Genomic DNA, 18,981 nt, shown 5'->3' on the forward strand with positions numbered 1-18,981 from the left:
TGGCGGCTGTGGAATCAGTTCGCGTTGCGTGGGCCGGGTTTTCCGGTTGGTGGTGTGTTGGGGTTGGCGTCTGCTGGTTTGGCGGCGGCGGCTGATGGGTTTGGTGTGGGTTGTGGTTTGTCGGGTGTGGAGTGGGTGGGGTTTGAGGAGTTGTTTGGTGAGGTGGTGGTGTCGGTGGCGCGGGAGTTGCAGCGGGTTGCGGGGTTGGGGGGTTTTCGTGCGGCGGTGGCGTGGCAGAATCGGCCGGTGTTGGGGTCGGGTGTGGGGCCGTTTTTGGCGTGGGTGCCGTCGGTGGGTGGTCGGTCGAGTATGCCGCGGCAGCGTGAGGAGTTGGTGGCGCATTATTGGCAGCGTTTTTGTGTGAAGAATGACACGATTGGGTTTTTTGGTCCGGTGGGGTGGGGGCGTTGGGATTTGTCGTCGTGTGGTGTGTCGGTTGATCCTGGGGTGGGGTTTGTCGCGGCGTCGGAGGTGTATTTCGCCAGTTGGGCGATCGACGCGGTGGCCAAACTGGTGAACGCCGATCCCGCGCTGCGGCCGTGGATCGCGCCGCGGCGGATCCCGTTCGTCCGGGTCGCCGACGGTGCGGTGACGCTTCCGGGCAGGCCGCCGCAGCGGATCTCCCCAGGGCTTCTGGAAGTGCTCGCGCGCTGCGACGGGGTTCGGCCCGCGCGCGACGTCGGCCCGGCCGAGGCGCTGGAGGAGTTGGTGCGCAGGCGGATCGTGGTGTGGCGGCTGGAGGTTCCGGCGGACGCGCGGCCGGAGCGGTGGATGCGCCGGTGGTTGGAGTCCGCCGGGGCGCCAGGTGGTCGTGCGCTGGAACTGCTGGACGCGCTGGAAAGTGGGCGCGGCAGGGTCGCGGACGCCACAGACCCGGACGAACTGGTGTCGGCGCTGACCGAGATCGAGTCCACGTTCGTCGCGCTTACCGACGAGGCCGCGGTACGCGAGAAAGGCGCGAACACGGCGCCGTGCCGCGCGTTGGTCTACTCGGACAGCCGCCGTTCCGCCGAGGTGCGGCTGGGCAAGGACGTGCTGGAGTCCTTGGCGCCGCTGGAGTTGCTGCTGACCGCCGCGAGGTGGTTGACATGGACGCTGGCACAGCGGGTGATGGCACGGGTCGAAGAGGTCTATCAGGGGCCCGTCGATCTCGCGACGTTCTGGTTCGCGTGCGCACCCATCCTCCACGGCGACGCGGCCGGTATCGCGGCCGACGTCCAGGCGGAGTTCTGGCGGCGTTGGGAATCCATCCTGCCACCGCTCACCGGCTCACAGGTGCATGTGTCCATGTTGGACATCGCCGGGCGCGTCCGGGCGGAGTTCGCCGCACCGGGGGCGGGCTGGACCGCCGCCCGGTACAGCAGCCCGGACGTGCTCATGACCGGTTCCGGGGACCTGGTGCTGGGGGAGTTGCACGTGGCGACGAACACGCTGGGCGCGTCGTTGTTCGTCAACCAGCACGAATCACCGGCGTCCCTGCTGGCCGAGACCTCTCGTGATCACCCAGGCCCACGCCTGATGCCGTTGCTGGCCAAGGAACACCGGTCCCGCCTGTCCGCGAGGATCCGGCACGCCCTGGTCCGGCCCGAGGACTACTACGTGGCACTGGTGGACTACACGGCCGATCCGGCCAGGCCCAGGACGGTGCTGAGCGCGGACGCGACGGTCGAGTCCCGGGCCGGCCGCCTCGTCGCCGTGTTGCCTGACGGTGCCGAGTTCCCGGTCGTCGACGTGTTCTCGCACGTGCTGACCACCCTCGTGATGGACATGTTCCGGCTGCCGGATCAGGGCGGCCACTCGCCACGGGTGACAGTGGACCGGATGGTCATCTCCCGGGAGTCCTGGCGTTTCGCGGTGGACAGCCTGTCGTTCGCCGACGAGAAGAACGAGGCCAGGCGGTTCGTCAAGGCCAGGTGGTGGCAGCGGGAAGCCGGCCTGCCGCGGTTCGTCTTCGTGGTCTCGCCGACCGAACCCCGGCCGTTCTATGTGGACTTCGACAGCCCGGTGTACGTCAACATCCTGGCCAAGTCCATCCGGCGGCTGTCGCGCAAGGACCCGGAAGGCCGGTTGACGGTGACCGAAATGCTGCCCACGCCGGACCAGGCATGGCTGACCGACGCCAACGGCCACCAGTACACCTCGGAGCTCCGGTTCGTCGCCGTGGACGAGTGATCCGAACGCCACGGCCCTGGACCGGTTGCCGGTCCAGGGCCTGTCAGTACCCAGGTGCTACGACGGTTCCGCCATCGCCACGGCGATCTTGCGTGGCCCGGTGAACGGTTCACGGCCGTGCGCGGCGAGCATGTTGTCGACGAGCAGGACGTCGTCGCGCTGCCAGTCGAAGCGGCGCTGGGCGGCCCGGTAGCAGTCGCGCAGGTGGGCCATGGTCTCGTCGGGCACTCGTTCACCGTCGCCGAAGTAGGTGTTGGTCGGCAGGTCCTTCTCGCCGAACAGCTCGCGCAGCCCCGAGCAGTCCTCTTCGGACAGCGTGGTCACGTGGAAGAAGGTGAGATGGTTGAACCACACCGCTTCTCCGGTCACCGGGTGATGGTGGACGGCCTGGCGGCGGGCAGTCGTGCGCAGGCCGTTGCGGCCGACCCACTCGACTTCCACGCGGTTGCGCGCGCAGTAGGCCTCTACCGCGGCGCGGTCGTCGGTGTTGAACGCCTGTTGCCATGGCACGCCGAAACCTTCGGTGAAGTTCCGTACGACCATCCAGCCGCGCCGGGTGAACTCCTCGCGCACCGCCGGCTCGATCGACCGCAGGATCCGGCGGGTGTCGGCGAGTGGAGTCGCGCCTTGGGTGTCCGGTGGGGTGATGCAGTGGAAGAACAGCGTCAGCGGCCAGGTGGCCTGGTAGGAGTTCTCGTTGTGCAGGAAGATTTCCTCCGCCGGTGGGTAGTCCGTCGACGTGTAGATCTGTCCTTTGATGACACTGCGGGGTGACGACCGCTCCGCGTAGGTCAGCGGTGTCCCGGACACCGCACGTACGATCCGGTCGAACCCGTCGACACCGCCGACATCGAAGCCACGCAGCAGGACTGCGCCGTGTTCGTGCAACCGCTTGCGGACCGCGTCGCGGGCGGACTGGAGGAACGCCGTCGCCGTTGTGCCGGCGGCAGCCGCGGAGAACACTGGGGGGAGCGCCGGCTCATTGTCCGGCGCCAGTGAAATTCGAGCAGACGTATCGACCCTCATACCGTCCAGAGTGGCCGGTCTGGATCACTCGTGCGAGAGAACATCCGGCAGATCCGCGTCCACCCCTGATACTGCGTGTTCTTCCCTTCGCCCGCGGGGCGGTGTGCGAAACGCTCGGGTGGCGCACATTCCCGAGCGGACGCCACACGAGGAGCGGCTCTATGACCAAGGAGGAACTCCCCGTGCCCGGAGTGCTCGCGACCATCGGGGCGACACCGATCGTCGAGCTGGCCAAGCTGGACCCGTGCAGTCCATTCAAGACGTACGCGAAACTGGAGTCCCACAACCCCGGTGGCAGCATCAAGGACCGGTCCGCGCTGGAGATGCTGCTGGCCCGGATCCGGGACGGCGGGCTCGTGCCCGGGCGTTCGGTGGTGATCGAGTCCAGCTCGGGCAATCTCGGCATCGGCCTCGCGCAAGTGTGTGCCTATCACGGGATTCGCTTCATCTGCGTGGTCGATCCGAGAACCAACCGGCAGAACATCGCGATCATGCGCGCGTTGGGCGCGGAGGTCGAGGTGGTCACCGATGTCGACGCGGTCACGGGCGAGTACCTGCCGACGCGCAAGCGCCGCGTCCGTGAGCTCGTCGCGACCGTCGACCACGCGTACTGCCCTGACCAGTACTCGAACCCGCTCAACCCGCGGGCACACCGCACGACCGTGCGCGAGATCCTCGACGCCTTGCCGGGCGTCGACTACCTGTTCTGCGCCGCGAGCTCGTGCGGCACCCTGCGGGGCTGCGCCGAATACATCCGCTCTCACAACCTGTCCGTGACGATCGTCGCCGTGGACGCCTTGGGCAGTGCGATCTTCGGCCCGCCGATCGGTGGCAGGCTGATTCCCGGCCATGGCGCGTCGGTCCGCCCGGGCCTCTACCGCGACGACCTCGCCGACGTCGTCGTCCGGGTCGACGACCTCGATGCCGTCGTCGGTTGCCGGCGCCTGGCAACCCGGGAGGCGATCATCGCGGGCGGCTCCTCCGGCGCGGTGGTGTCGGCACTGGACAGCATGCGTCACCACATCCCACCGGGAGCGACGTGTGCGCTGGTCTTCCCGGACCGCGGCGAGCGGTACCTGAACACGGTGTATGACGACGACTGGGTCACGTCGCACTTCGGCGACGTGTCGCACCTGTGGAGGAAACCGGAGATGGAGACGGCATCATGTTGATACTGGGCGCAAGTGAGGTCCGCTCCGTCCTCGACGGCGCGGAACGGAGCGTGGTGTCCGCGGTACGGCAGGCCTACGAACTGCACGCGCTCGGCCGGACTTCCGTTCCGCACTCGGTGTTCCTGCGTTTCCCGGCCGACGACCGCGACCGGATCATCGCGCTGCCGGCGTATCTGGGCACTGAGACCCCGGTGTCCGGAGTGAAGTGGGTGTCGTCGTTCCCCGGCAACGTGGCGATGGGCATGGACCGGGCGTCGGCGGTGATCGTGCTGAACTCGATGCGGACCGGCGTGCCCGAGGTCTTCCTGGAAGGGTCGGCGATCTCCGCCCGTCGCACGGCGGCGAGCGCGGCCCTCGCGGCGTCGGCGTTGTCGTCGTCCAGCCCGGAGACGGGCGTGTCCATGCTGGGCTGCGGCTTGATCAACTTCGAGGTGCTGACGTACCTGCGTGCCGTGCTTCCGGAACTGCACACGGTGACGCTGTACGACCTGGACCAAGGCCGCGCGGAATCCTTCGGGGCGAAGGCGCAGTCGGCGTGGCCGTCACTGAAGATCGACGTTGCGGCTCGCGCGGAGGACGCACTGGCCGCGAACAAACTCGTGTGCCTGGCGACGACGGCGACCGTCCCGCATCTCGGATCGGAGTACTGCCGCCCCGGGACGTTGTTGCTGCACGTGTCGCTGCGCGACCTCACCGCCGAATCGGTGCTGTCGAGTGTGAACATCGTCGACGACGCGGACCACGTGTGCCGTGCGGCGACCTCACTGCACCTGGCGGAACAGAAGACCGGCAACCGGGACTTCATCACCTCGTCGCTGGGGGAGATCCTCCTGTCCGGGAAGCCGTACGTGCGGGACGACGACAACCTGACGGTGTTCTCCCCCTTCGGCCTTGGCTGCCTCGACCTAGCCGTGGCTGATCTGGTCCGGCGCGAGGCGTCGGCCCGTGGCCTGGGCACCGTACTCGAGCACTTCCTGCCGGCAGGGGGCAAGTGATGGACACCAGTGACGGCCGTTACCCGCTGTCCTTCGAACAGGAACAGTTCTGGCTGCTCGACCAGATTCGGTCCGGTGCCACGGAATACCTGCTGCACTGGGGATTCCGCCTGCGCGGGCCGCTGGACCGGGACGCGCTGACGGCGGCGCTCGATCAGATCGCCGTCCGGCACGAGGTGCTGCGGACGCACTACGAGACGGTCGACGGCAGGCCGATTCAGGTCATCGACGAACCGGCGCCGGTCGGCCTCACGGTCGTCGATCTCACCGGATGCGCCTCCGATGAGGCCGACCAGCGGGTGCGCGAGATCGGGCAGGCCGAGGCGAACACACCGATCGACCTGCGGGTCCGGCCGTGGCGGCTGACCCTCGTCCAGCTCGCCGCGGACGACGCGATCCTGATGATCGTCGTGCACCACATCGCCTTCGACAACTCGTCGCTGGGCGTCGTGGCCAGGGAGCTGCGGCTGCTGTACACCGCGTACGCCAACGGCGAACCCGAATCGCTGGAACCGTTGCCGGTCCAGTACGCCGACTTCGCCGTCTGGCAGCGCGAACGCTGGAACACGCCTGACGATGCGCTCATCCGGCAGTCCGGCTACTGGCGTGACCGGCTCGCCGGGCTGGAACCGCTTGAGTTGCCAACGGATCGGTCGCGTCCGGCTCAGTGGGACCCGACCGGTGAGACGGTGGAGTTCGTCGTGCCCGCCGCGGTGGCGGGCGCCGTCATCGCAGCGGGACGTGCGGTGGGGGCGACCCCGTTCATGGCATTCCTGGCGGCGTTCCAACTCCTGCTCGGCCGTTACTCGGGCAGGCGGGACATCGCTGTCGGGACGTCGACGGACGGACGCGACCAGGTGGAGCTGGAGCAACTGGCCGGGCCGCTGCTCAACACGGTGGTGCTGCGCACGGACTTGTCCGGCGACCCCACGTTCGCCGAACTGCTCACCCGGACTCGCGAGGCGGCCCTGGACGCGTTCGAGCGCCAGGACGTGCCCTTCCAGCATTTGGTGGCCGAACTCGCGCCGGACCACGACACGTCTCGCAACCCGTTGTTCCAGGCCGCTTTCGTGGTGCATAACGCCCAAGGCGAACCGCTCAGCCTGCCGGGCCTCACGGTCGAGCGGTTCGCGGTCGGCCCGATGAGCGCCACGGTCGACCTGACGCTGCACATGTCGGAACACGCGGACGGCTCGTGGAAGGGCCGCCTGCTGTTCCCGGCAGCCCTGTTCAGCCGGGCCCGGATCGAGCGGATGAGTGCCAACTTCCAGGAACTGCTCGCGAGCGTCACGACTGACCAGGAGGTCCGGCTGAGCCGGGTGCCGACCGTGGCCCCGGCGGAGCGGGGCATGCTGCTCGGCTGGAATCGCACGGACGCGGATGCCCCGGAGGCGTTGCTGCCCGCTCTCTTCCGTGACCAGTCACTGTCCACTCCGGACGCGATCGCCGTGATCTCAGGCGGTGAACGCCTGTGCTACGCCGAACTGGCCGCCAAAGTGGACTCGATGGCGGCTTTCCTGCGCGCACGGGGAATCACCGCGGAGACACCGGTCGGCGTGGCCATGAACCGGGGCACCGACCTGGTGGTGGCCCTGCTCGGGACGCTCGCCGCCGGCGGGGTGTACGTTCCGCTTTCCGCTGACCTGCCGGCCGAGCGGCTGGAGTTCATGCTCGCCGACGCCGGCGTCGAACTGGTCCTCACCCAGGCGGCCCTGCGCGGCTCGCTGCCGGGGGAGTCCGTCGCGGTCGATGAGCAGTGGGACGAGATCGCCCGCAGCACGCCGATGGATGGCGCCGAGATCGGCGCGGACAACGCCGCCTACGTGATGTACACGTCCGGTTCCACCGGGCGGCCGAAGGGGGTCGTGGTCACGCACGGCGGCATCCGCAACCGGGTGTTGTGGTCGGTCGGACAGCATCGACTGACCGCGGACGACCGCGTGCTGCAGAAGACGACCATCGGGTTCGACGCGTCGATGTGGGAGTTCCTGGCGCCACTGGTCTCCGGTGGCTGCGTGGTCATGGCGCCGGAAGGCGCGCACCGCGACCCGGCCGTGATGGTCCGCACCGTGGCGGAGCACGGGATCACCGTGCTTCAGCTCGTCCCGTCCATGCTGCAGATGGTCGTCAACGAGCCGGAACTCGCGGCGTGCACCACGTTGCGACTGCTCTGCTCCGCAGGCGAGCCGTTGCCAACCGCGCTCTGCGAACAGTTGCTGAACGTGGTCGACGTGGAGCTCTACAACACCTACGGCCCGACTGAGTGCTCCATCGACTCGACGGCTTGGTGCTACGACCGGGGTGCCCCCGGCGGCATCGTCTCGATCGGCACCCCGCTGCCTGGCGTCGAGGTGTTCGTTGTGGACGCCGACGACCAACTGGTGCCCATCGGCGTGCCGGGTGAACTGTGCATCAGCGGCGTGGCTCTCGCGCGGGGGTACGTCGGCCGCGGCGATCTCACCGCCGAGCGGTTCACCCCGCATCCCTTCGCCGCCGAGCCAGGCAGACGGTGGTACCGCACAGGCGACTTGGCACGCTGGCACGCGGACGGGACGCTGGAGTTCATCGGTCGCCAGGACGCTCAGATCAAGGTCCGTGGAGTGCGTGTCGAGCCGGGTGAGGTCGAGGCCGCCCTGCGCAGTCACCCGTCGGTCGAGACGGCCGTGGTCACCAGCCATCGGTCGGTCAGCGGAGACCTGGAGCTTGCGGCGTACGTGGTGCCTGCCGACGGGGCCGCGGTTGCGCCCGACGAACTGCGGGACCACCTCGGCACCCGGTTGCCTGCCGCGATGATCCCCTCGACCGTCGTCGAGGTCGGCGTGTTGCCGTTGCTGGCCAACGGAAAGGTCGACCGGTCGGCGCTGCCGTCCCCCGGCCGTGAACGTGACCGGGAACCCAACCGGGCCCACATCCGGCCGCGGACCGGGACGGAGCAGGCAGTCGCCGAGATCATGGGCGAGCTGACGGGGACCGCCCAGGTCGGTGCCGAGGACGACTTCTTCGCGCTCGGCGGGCACTCGCTGCTCGCCATCCGGCTCGCCCACCGGTTGCGCCGCAGGTTCGGTCTGGAGCTGACGGCAGGCGCACTGTTCGACGGACGGACCGTGGAACGCATCGCCGCGCTCATCGACGAGGGCACCGCACCGGGCGACGAACCGCGGATCAGACCCATTCCGCGGGACGGTGCGCTGGCCACCTCGTTCGGCCAGCAGCGGCTGTGGTTCCTCGACCAACTCGAGCCCGGCAGCGCCGAGTACCTGATTCCGCTGGCGTTCCGGCTGAGCGGGCCGCTGGACACCAAGGTGTTGCGCGCCGCGGTCGAGCAGGTCGCCGCGCGGCACGAGGTGCTGCGCACCCGCTACGTCGGTGACAGCGGGACACCGATGCAGGTCGTGGACCCTCCTGGCCCTGTCGGGTTCGAAATCGTGGACCTGACCGATGCCCCGGACGCCGGGACACGTGCGGCGACGATCGTCGCCGCGGCGAACGCCAGGCCGTTCGACCTGGCCCGGGAACACCCACTGCGGGTCACCGTCGTGCACACGGCCGCCGAGGAGCACCTGGTCGCGATCACCCTGCACCACATCGCCTTCGACGCCTGGTCCATGGGGATCTTCTTGCGCGAGCTGAACGACGCCTACGCGGCCGAGCCCGCCAAGCAGCCGATGGCCGTCCAGTACGCCGACTTCGCCGCGTGGCAACGGGATCAGCAGGCCGAGGGCGCGATCCCCGGTCAGCTCGACTACTGGCGAACCCGGCTCGCCGGCCTGGTACCGGTCGAGCTGACCGCCGACCGGCCCCGCCCGGCGGAGCGTGCCCCGCACGGCGACACCGTGGTCGTCGAGGTGCCGGACACCGTCGCCCAAGGGCTGCGCGGCCTCGGCAACCGGACCGGGACGACGCCGTTCATGGTGCTGCTGGCCGCGTTCACCGTCCTGCTCGGCAGGTACACCGGCCGGACCGACATCGCGGTCGGCACCCCGGTCGCCGGGCGGACCCGGCAGGAGACCGAGGACCTGATCGGGTTCTTCATCAACAACCTGGTCATGCGGACCGACCTGAGCGGGGACCCGTCCTTCGCCGAGCTGCTCGACCGGGTACGCGGCACGACGCTCGAAGCGCTGGCCAACCAGGACGTTCCGTTCGAGCACCTGGTCGACGTCCTGCAACCGGGCCGGGATCCGTCCCGCAACCCGCTGTTCCAGATCATGTTCGAGGTTCAGCACATGGCCGGGCTGCTGCCCCAGCGGCTCGCCGGGTGCACGGCGGGCGGGCTGAGCAGTGGCGCGCCGGTGGCGAAGTTCGACCTCACCCTGTCGGTGAAGGAACGGGCGGACGGCCTGATGCGCTGTACGTTCGAGTACGCGACCGCGCTGTTCGACCGGGCGACGATCGAGCGCCTCGCCGGCCACTACCTCCGGCTGCTGGAAAGCGTCGCGGCGAACCCCGGCGGCCGTCTCGGCGAGTTCGACCTGCTCTCGGACGCTGAGCGCCGAGCGATCCTGAGGCAGTGGCCGGACCCGGACGCGGGCAGGCTGGAACTGCTGGACCCGCCCGACGAGCGGCATCTGTCCGTGCCGGAGCTGTTCGAGCGGCAGGTGGCGCGTACACCGGACGCGACCGCGGTGGTGTTCCGGACCCAGGAGATCAGCTTCGCGGAGCTCAACGAACGGGTGAACCGGCTCGCGCACCACCTGCGCTCGATGGGTGTGGGCCCGGAGACCGTTGTCGGCTCGTGCCTTGAGCGGGGCGTCGAGCCGGTCGTGGTGCTGCTGGCGGTGCTCAAGGCGGGCGGGGTGTACGTGCCGTTCGACCCGGAACACCCGGCGGAGCGGCTGGGGTTCATGCTCGGCGACGCCGGGGCACATCTGGTCCTGACCACCAGGAAGTTCGCGGACCGGCTGTGCCATGACGATCGGCGGGTTCTGGTCGTGGACGACGAAACCCAGTGGGCGGGCAACGCCCCGGTGGCCGATCCCGGGCACGTTGTGCATCCGGCCAACCTCGCCTACATCATCTACACCTCGGGGTCGACCGGTCGCCCGAAGGGCGTGATGATCTCGCACCGGTCGTACGCGCACCACTGCCGGGTGATCGCGGACTACTACGGCATCCACCCCGGCGAACGGGTGATCCTGCTCTCCGCGCTCACGTTCGACCTCGCGATGGACCAGATCGTGGTCACGCTGACCGCCGGCGCCACGCTCGTGGTCAGCGACCCGGTGTTCTGGACGCCCGCCGAGCTGCCCGCGAAGCTCGCCTGCCACCGGGTCACGATCATGGAGATCACCCCGGCGTACTACCGCGAAATGCTTGAGTCCGATGTGGACAAGCTGGCCGGCATGAAGCTGATGAACGTGGGCGCCGACGTGGTCACCGTCGCCGACGCCCAGCGGTGGGCAGCGACCGGGTTGCCCGCCCGGTTCCTGTGCAACTACGGGCCGACCGAGGCGAGCATGACCTGCATGCTCAATCCGGTGGCAGGCGACCTCGCCGGCGAGCGCGGGACGGCCACGCTGCACATCGGCCGTCCGGTCGCGGGCACGCGCGTGCACGTGCTGGACGCCCGGCTGCGCCCGGTTCCGGTCGGTGTGCCGGGTGAGCTGTGCATCGGTGGCGCACGCCTGGCCCGTGGCTACTACGAACGTCCCGAGCTCACCGCGGATCGGTTCGTGCCGGATCCGTTCGGCGGCGAGCCGGGGGCGCGGCTGTACCGCACCGGCGACCTCGTCCGCTACCGGCCGGACGGCACGGTCGACTTTCTCGGCAGGCTCGACCACCAGGTGAAGATCCGCGGGTTCCGGATCGAGCTGCCGGAGATCGAGGCCGCGCTGACCAAACACCCCGCCGTCGCGGCCGCGGCCGTCGTGGCCAAGGAGATCACGCCGGGGAACAAGCGGCTCGTCGCGTACCTCGAGTGGCGGCACGACACCGAGCCCGACATCGGGGAGCTGCGCGCGCACCTGCGGGAGCTGCTCCCGGAGTACATGATCCCCTCGGCCTGGGCGGCTGTCGAGGCGTTGCCGTTGTCGGCGAGCAAGAAGGTCGACCGCACGGCGTTGCCCGACCTGACACCGTCCCAGTTGGACGGTGCGGCCGAGTACGTGGCCCCACGCGACCCGGCCGAGGAGATCATCGCCGGGATCTGGGCCGACGTCCTCGGCGTCGACCGGGTCGGCGTGCACGACGACTTCTTCGGCATCGGCGGGCACTCGCTGCTGGCGACCAGGGTCCTGGCGCGGCTGCGGCAGGCCTTCGCGGTCGAGCTCCCGCTGCGCTGCCTGTTCGAGGCGACGACCGTGGCCGGCCTGGCCGCGGTGACCACCGACTTCGTCGTGGCCCAGATCGACCGGATGACCGACGACCAGGTGCGCGAGCTGCTCGGCTTCTCCCCGGCGTGACCGCCGGCGAGCCACGATTGGAGTCCGGATGACGGGAACCCTAGACCGCACCGCGCTTCGCGCGGAGTTGCTGCGCCGACGGCTACGCGGGGACACGTCGGCAGCCCAGGACAACCGGATCAGCCGGACGTCCCGTGCCGAACCGCTCGCGCTGTCCTTCGCGCAGCGCCGCCTGTGGATCATGGAACAGCTGAGCACCCGCGGTACCGAATACCTGATCACCACCGGGGCACGGCTGTTCGGCCGGCTCGACCCCGCCGCGGTGCGGACCGCGCTGGACGGGCTGGTGGCCCGGCACGAAGTGCTGCGGACCCGGTACGCCGTGATCGACGGCGAACCGGTCCAGGTGATCGATGAACCGGGCCCGGTCGCGATGACCGAGGTGGACCTGCGCGATCTCGGCCCGGCGAGCCAGGACGAGCGGCTCGCCGGCTGGATGGCGGGCGATCGGCGGCCCGTCGACCTGGCCGCGGGCCGGGTCCTGGTGGCCACGCTCGCGCGGCTGGCGGACGAGGAACACGCGTTGCTGTTGACCGTGCACCACATAGCCTTCGACGAGCGGTCGGAACAGGTGCTGTGGCGTGAGCTCGACCAGCTGTACGCGGCAGCGCTGGCCGAGGAGCCCGCGCCCCTCGAACCACTGGCCGTGCAGTACGCGGACTTCGCCGCATGGCAGCGGACAACCATGTCCGGCGCCACGCTGGACCGGCATTTCGAGTATTGGCGGGACAAACTCGCCGGTGCGGCCCCGCTCGAGCTGCCGACCGACCGGCCGCGCCCGCCTGTGCGCGACAGCGCGGGCGACCAGGTCCAGTTCGTGGTGCCTGCCCCGGCTGCCCGCACCCTGAACCAGCTCACCCGTCAGACAGGTGCGACGCCGTTCATGGCGTTGCTGGCTGTGTACACGATCCTGCTCGCCCGCTACGGCAGGCAGACCGACGTGACGGTCGGTGTCCCGGTCGGCGGCCGGGACCGGACCGAGGTCGACGACCTGATCGGGGTTTTCCTCAACACGCTGGTGCTGCGCGTAGACCTGTCCGGCGACCCGACCTTCACCGAGCTGCTCGGACGGGTTCGCGGCACGGCGCTGGACGCCTACGCCCACCAGGAGCTGCCGTTCGAGTTGCTGGTGGACGACCTGGCACCGGACCGTGACCTGTCCCGGACCCCGTTGTTCTCCACCATGTTCCTGTTGGAGGACGCGGGCACGAGCCGACGGGGCTTCGGCGGGCTGCGTGCCGAGCCGATGCCGGTCAGCGAGAGTGACGCGAAGGCCGACTTGACGCTGGCGCTCGCCCAACGGTCCGACGGGGCGTTGGGGGGTGCGGTGAACTATGCGACCGCGCTGTTCGACCGTGCCACCGCGGCGCGGTTCGCGGCGCAGTTCGTGGAGCTGCTTACCGCGATCACCGCGACGCCGGACGTTCCGGTCAGCCGGTTGTCCGCGCTACCGCCCGCCGAGCGACGCCAGGTGTTGCTGGAGTGGAACGACACTGCGGTGCCGTATCCGGCGGGGACGCTGCCGGCGCTGTTCGAGCGGCAGGTGGAACGCACGCCGGACGCCGTCGCCGTCCGCTTCGACGGCGAGAGCGTGTCGTACGCCGAACTGAACACGCGGGCCAACCGTCTCGCGCACCACCTGATCGCCGCGGGCGTCGGGCCGGAGTCGATCGTGGGTGTACGCCGGGAGCGCAGTGCCGAGCTCGTGGTGGCGCTGCTCGCGATCGTCAAGGCAGGCGGCGCCTACCTGCCGCTCGATCCGGACTACCCGGCCGACCGCCTGGACTACATGTGCGCCGACGCGGGCGCGGAGATCGTCCTCACCGGCGCGGAACTGTCCTCTTCGGAGGGATTGCCGACGTGGAATCCGGCCGTCGAGCCCGATCCGGACCACCCGGCATACGTGATCTACACGTCCGGGTCGACCGGCAGGCCGAAGGGCGTCGTGGTCTCCCATCGCGCGATCGTCAACCGGCTGCACTGGATGCAGGACGCGTACGGACTGGACGAGACCGACCGGGTGCTGCAGAAGACCCCGTACAGCTTCGACGTCTCGGTGTGGGAGTTCTTCTGGCCGCTGATCACCGGCGCCACGGTGGTGGTCGCCCGGCCCGGCGGTCACCGCGACCCCAGCCACCTCGCCGAGTTGATCAGCGCCGAGCGGGTCACCACGGTGCACTTCGTCCCGTCGATGCTGCGGGCGTTCCTGGCCGAGCCCTTCGCCGCGTTGCCGTCGGTGCGCCGGATGATCTGCAGTGGCGAGGCGCTGCCCGCGGATCTGGTCACGGGCGTGCACGAGCGAATCGGCTGCGAGGTGCACAACCTCTACGGCCCGACCGAGGCCGCGGTGGACGTCACCGCCACGCGGTGCGAGCCCGGCGTTCCGGTCACGATCGGTCGTCCGATCGCCAACACGCGGACCTATGTCGTCGATACCGCTCTGCGGCCGGTCCCGACAGGCGTGCCGGGGGAACTGCTGCTCGGTGGTGTGCAGTTGGCCCGCGGCTACCTCAACCGGCCCGGGCTGACCGCGGAGCGGTTCGTGCCCGACCCGTTCGGTGAGCCGGGCGGGCAACGGCTGTACCGCACCGGTGACCTCGCCAGGTACCTGCCGGACGGCAGCATCGACTACCTCGGCAGGCTCGACCACCAGGTGAAGATCCGCGGCCACCGGATCGAACTGGGGGAGATCGAGGCGGTGCTGGGCGAGTGGCGGGATGTGGCCTCGGCCGCCGTGGCGGTGCACGACGGTCAGCTCGTCGGCTATCTCGTCGGGCGGTCCGGTGCCGAACTCGACGTGACGGCCACCGGCGAGTTCCTGCGCGGCCGGCTGCCCGAGGCGATGATCCCGAGCCACTGGGTCGTCCTCGACGCGTTGCCGCTGACCACAAGCGGCAAGACCGACCGCGCGGCACTGCCCGCCCCCGAGCGGAGCCGCACGTCGACGGCCACCGAGTACGTCGCACCCCGCACCGAGACCGAACGGACCGTCGCCGACGCGCTGACCTCGGCGCTGGGTGTGGACCAGGTCGGTGTGCACGACCGGTTCTTCGACCTGGGCGGCGACTCGATCCGGGCCATCCGGGTGGTCGGCGCACTGCGCGCCGCCGGGCTGGACCTGTCCGTCCAGGACGTCTTCACCCACCAGACCGCCGCCGGGCTCGCGGAGCTGGCGGGCCGCGCGGCCACCGCGGCGCGGGACATCCTGGTGGACAGGTTCGCGCTGCTCGGGCCGGCCGACCGGGACCGCCTTCCGGACGGGCTGGCCGACGCCTACCCGATGGGCCAGGTGCAGGCAGGAATGGTCTACGAGATGCTCGCGGACGGCGAGCACCCGGCCTACCAGAACGTCACCAGCTTCCAGATCGCCGACGACGGCCCGTTCTCGTTGCCCGCGTTGCGCGAAGCCGGGCAGCTGCTGGTCGACCGGCACGAAATCCTGCGCACCACGTTCGACATGTCCACCTACTCCGAACCGATGCAACTCGTGCAGGAGGCCGCGCACGCGCAGATCGGCTACGACGACCTGCGCGGGCTGCCCGAGGCCGGGCAGCAAGCGGTGATTGCCGAGTACCGGCAGGCGATGCGGTCCACGCCGTTGGACGTGGGGCAGGCCCCGCAGCTGCGGTGGCACGTGCACCAGACCGGCGAGCGTGAGTGGGTCCTGACCCACACCGAGTGCCACGCGATTCTGGACGGCTGGAGCCACCATTCGCTGATCAACGAGCTGCGCTCCACCTACCGGGCGATCAGGGACGGCGACACCGGCCGGCTCCCGGCCGCGCCCTCGGCGCGCTACGCCGACTTCGTCGCGCTGGAGAAGCGGTCCCTGGAGTCCGAAGCGGACGAGCGGTTCTGGCGGGAGCGCGTTCGCGGCTTCGGCCGGATCGCCTTGCCCGCGGACACCGCACCGGCGGCCTACGGCAAGGTCGAGGAGCTACGGGTGTCGTGGCGGCATCTCGAGCCAGGGCTGCGCGACCTCGTCACGCGGACGCGGACCTCGCTCAAGACCGTCCTGCACACCGCGCACCTCGCGATGCTCGGTGTCATCACCGGCCAGCGCCGGTTCTTCAGCGGGCTCGTGTGCAACGGCAGGCCGGAGCTGCTGCGTGGCGACGAGGTGCTCGGCATGCACCTCAACACCTTGCCGTTCGCGGTCGACCTGAACGCGCCGAGCTGGCACGACCTGCTGCGGACGGTGTTCGCCGAGGAGCTGGCCCTGTGGCCGCACCGGCGTTACCCGCTGCCCGCGATGCAGCGGGCGTGGGGCGACGGTTCCCCGCTGATCAGCGCCATCTTCTCCTACCTCGACTTCCACGTGCTCGACGGGCAGCAGGACGTCTTCGGCACGATCACCGACGACAGCCCGAACGAGTTCACCCTGAACGTGGTGACCTTCCCCGGCGAGCTGCGGCTGGAGTGCCGGGCGGGCTGGGCGACCCGGGAACGGCTGGAAGCCCTCGCGGCGACCTATCTCGAACTGCTCGCCGCGATGATCGCCGATGGCGGCGCGAACCCCGTGGACCTGACCTCCACCCCGGCCGACCGGCTCACCACGCCACCGCGAACGTGGCCCGAGCTGCCCGAAGCGTGCGTGACGGACATGGTCGCGGCACAGGCGTCGGCACGGCCGGATGCCGTCGCGGTGGAGTGCGCGGACTCGAGCCTGACCTACCGCGACCTTGACGCCAGGGCCAACCGGCTGGCGTGGGCACTGCGCCGGCACGGGGTAGGCCCGGACACACCGGTCGCGGCGTGCATGGAGCGCGGTATCGACGTGGTGGCCGCCCTGCTGGGCGTGATGAAGGCCGGTGGCTGCTACGTGCCGCTCGACCCCGGCTACCCGGACACCCGCATCGAGTACATTGTGGACGATGCCGCTGTGCGGGTCATGCTGACCCAGCCCGAGTTCGCCGATCGCTTCGAGGCACGCGCCGGGCTGACGACGATATCGCTGGACCCGGACTGGTCGTCCGTCGCGGACCAGCCGGCCATCGCCCCGGAAGTACCGCTGTCGCCGGACAACCTGGCGTACATCACCTACACCTCGGGGTCGACTGGCCGCCCCAAGGGTGTGCTGGTGCCCCACCGCGGGGTCGTGCGGCTCGTGCACGACCCGGACTACACCGACCTGGACTCCGACCAGGTCCTGCTCCTGCTCAGCGCTCTGGCCTTCGATGTGTCGACGTTCGAGATCTGGGGCGCGTTGTGCAACGGCGGCAGGCTCGTCGTCTGCCCGCCGGGCACGCCGACCGCGACCGAGCTGGAGCAGGTCCTGCGCCGGCACGGCGTGACCGTGCTCTGGCTGACTTCCGGCCTGTTCAACACCATGGTCGACGTCCGGCCCGAGTCGCTGGCCGGCGTCCGCCAGCTGTTGGTCGGCGGCGAAGCGTTGTCGCCGCCGCACGTGCGCAAGGCGATCGAGCACGGAGTGCCGGTGGGCAACGGATACGGCCCGACCGAGGGCACCACCTTCGCCACCGCGCACCGGCGGATCTCGCTGGAGGAGGCCAAGCGTTCCATCCCCATCGGTACCCCGATCTCCCACACCTACGTCCAGGTCGTCGACGACGACCTCAGACCGGTTCCCTTCGGCGTGCCGGGGGAGCTGCTGCTGGGCGGTCCCGGTGTGGTGCGCGGCTACCACGGGCGTCCGGATCTGACCGCCGAACGGTTCGTCCCGGACCCGTCCGGGACCCGGCCAGGCGAGCGGGTCTACCGCACGGGGGACGTCGTGCGCCAGGATCCCGACGGGACCATCCACTACATCGGCAGGCAGGACCACCAGGTGAAGATCCGTGGTCACCGCGTCGAACTCGGTGAGGTGGAGGCCGCGATCCGCGAACTGCCCCCGGTCCGCACCGCCGCGGCCGTGGCGCACCAGGGCCACGACGGGACCAAGCAGCTTGTCGGGTACGTCGTGCTGGACGAGAACGGCCCGGACGACCTCGCCAGGCTCGGTGACCTCCTGCGCACCCGGGTGCCCGGCTTCCTGGTGCCGACAGCGTGGGTGCGGCTCGACGAACTTCCGATGAACAGCAACGCGAAGGTCGATCGGGCCGCGCTGCCGCCGCCCGGGGCGGCGACCGCGGACCGGGAGTTCAGCCCGCCGCGCACACCGGCGGAACGGGCCGTGGCGGACATCTGGGCCGAGGTGTTCGATCTGCCCGGAGTGGGCCGCCACGACGACTTCTTCGACCTCGGCGGGCACTCGCTGATGATCCTGCGGATCATCGCGGTGCTGCGGGAGCGGCATGGCATGGAGGTGACGGTCCGGTCGTTCCTCGAACACCGCACAGTCGAGGCGTTGGCCGAGGCGATCGACACCGGAGATCTGCCGGCCAAAGCGTTGCTCTGGCTCAACCGCACGGGGAGCAAGGCGCCGCTGGTCTGCGTCCACCCCGGCGGGGGCAGCGCGCACTGGTACCGGCGGCTGGCCGCCCACCTCGATCCCGACCTCCCGGTGGCCGCGATCGAATGGCCTGGACTGCAACGGGACAACGGCGGCATACCGTCCACTGAGGACATGGCCGCCCGTTATGTCACGGAACTGCGTGAAGCCGTACCGCACGGGCCGTACCGGATCTTCAGCTGGTGCGGCGGCAGTGGTGTGGCCAGCGAGATGGCGCACCACCTGGTCGCCGACGGCGAGGATGTCACGTTCATCCTGCTCGACCCGGCACAGGACAGCTGGGACAAGGCCCACCTGTGGGACGAGTTCGGCCTGATCAAGACGTGTGCCGTGAACCTCGAGGCGCTCGCCGCGGCCGGGCCGGACGACGACACCGCCCAGCTCCGGCGGGAAACCCTCGCGCTGCTGGAACACCTCGTCGACGACATCGTCGGTGACGACGGCATCACCCTTCCCGAACACGGCGCGGGCGAGATGTGGCTGCCCGCCGTGCGAATGTGGGAGGAGGTCATGGAGATGATGCTGTCCTACCGGCACCGCCGCTACGCGGGCCGGCTGCACCTGATCGTCAGCGACGAGCTGGCACAGGGCGAGCACGAGGTCGTCGACGCCGGGCAGAGCTTCGACGCGTATCTGGCGCGGTGGCGGGACCTGGCGTCCGGCGTGGACGTGCACCGGATGACCGGCGACCACTTCTCGGTGATGAAGGAGAACGTCGCCCAGCTAGCCGGGATCGTGACCGGACTGGTCGGCCACGACGGCTGATCCACCGGCGGTGCGCCCGGTCTCACCCGGGACCGGGC

General features: G+C 69.9%; 6 protein-coding genes. 5 read left to right on the forward strand and 1 reads right to left on the reverse strand.

What is annotated here, in order from left to right:
* Window positions 1-2,172 (forward strand): lantibiotic dehydratase (locus GC106_RS40520; protein ID WP_217281570.1); only part of this gene is annotated, 2,172 nt, incomplete at its 5' end.
* A gap of 57 nt (window positions 2,173-2,229) precedes the next feature.
* Here GC106_RS40520 and GC106_RS40525 read toward each other — a convergent pair.
* A complete protein-coding gene (locus GC106_RS40525) occupies window positions 2,230-3,135 on the reverse strand; it encodes a TauD/TfdA family dioxygenase (RefSeq protein WP_312873268.1) in 906 nt (301 codons plus the stop codon).
* A gap of 224 nt (window positions 3,136-3,359) precedes the next feature.
* Here GC106_RS40525 and sbnA point away from each other — a divergent pair, with 224 nt between their 5' ends.
* From sbnA to GC106_RS40545, 4 genes are read left to right on the forward strand one after another with little or no spacing between them, the layout of a single operon-like run.
* Window positions 3,360-4,370 (forward strand): 2,3-diaminopropionate biosynthesis protein SbnA, encoded by a 1,011-nt coding sequence (gene sbnA, locus GC106_RS40530; RefSeq protein ID WP_173141498.1) that lies wholly within the window; start codon window positions 3,360-3,362, stop codon window positions 4,368-4,370.
* Entirely contained in the window at window positions 4,364-5,365 is a 1,002-nt protein-coding gene (sbnB, locus tag GC106_RS40535) for a 2,3-diaminopropionate biosynthesis protein SbnB (protein WP_173141499.1), read from the forward strand. The genes sbnA and sbnB overlap by 7 nt, the downstream gene beginning before the upstream one ends.
* Window positions 5,365-11,766 (forward strand): non-ribosomal peptide synthetase, encoded by a 6,402-nt coding sequence (locus GC106_RS40540; protein ID WP_173141500.1) that lies wholly within the window; start codon window positions 5,365-5,367, stop codon window positions 11,764-11,766. The genes sbnB and GC106_RS40540 overlap by 1 nt, the downstream gene beginning before the upstream one ends.
* A 28-nt stretch (window positions 11,767-11,794) precedes the next feature.
* Entirely contained in the window at window positions 11,795-18,943 is a 7,149-nt protein-coding gene (locus GC106_RS40545; RefSeq protein ID WP_173141501.1) for a non-ribosomal peptide synthetase, read from the forward strand.
* The last annotated feature ends 38 nt before the right edge of the window (window positions 18,944-18,981 follow it).

Source organism: Kibdelosporangium persicum (assembly GCF_013280595.1).
Taxonomy (GTDB): Bacteria; Actinomycetota; Actinomycetes; order Mycobacteriales; family Pseudonocardiaceae; genus Kibdelosporangium; species Kibdelosporangium persicum.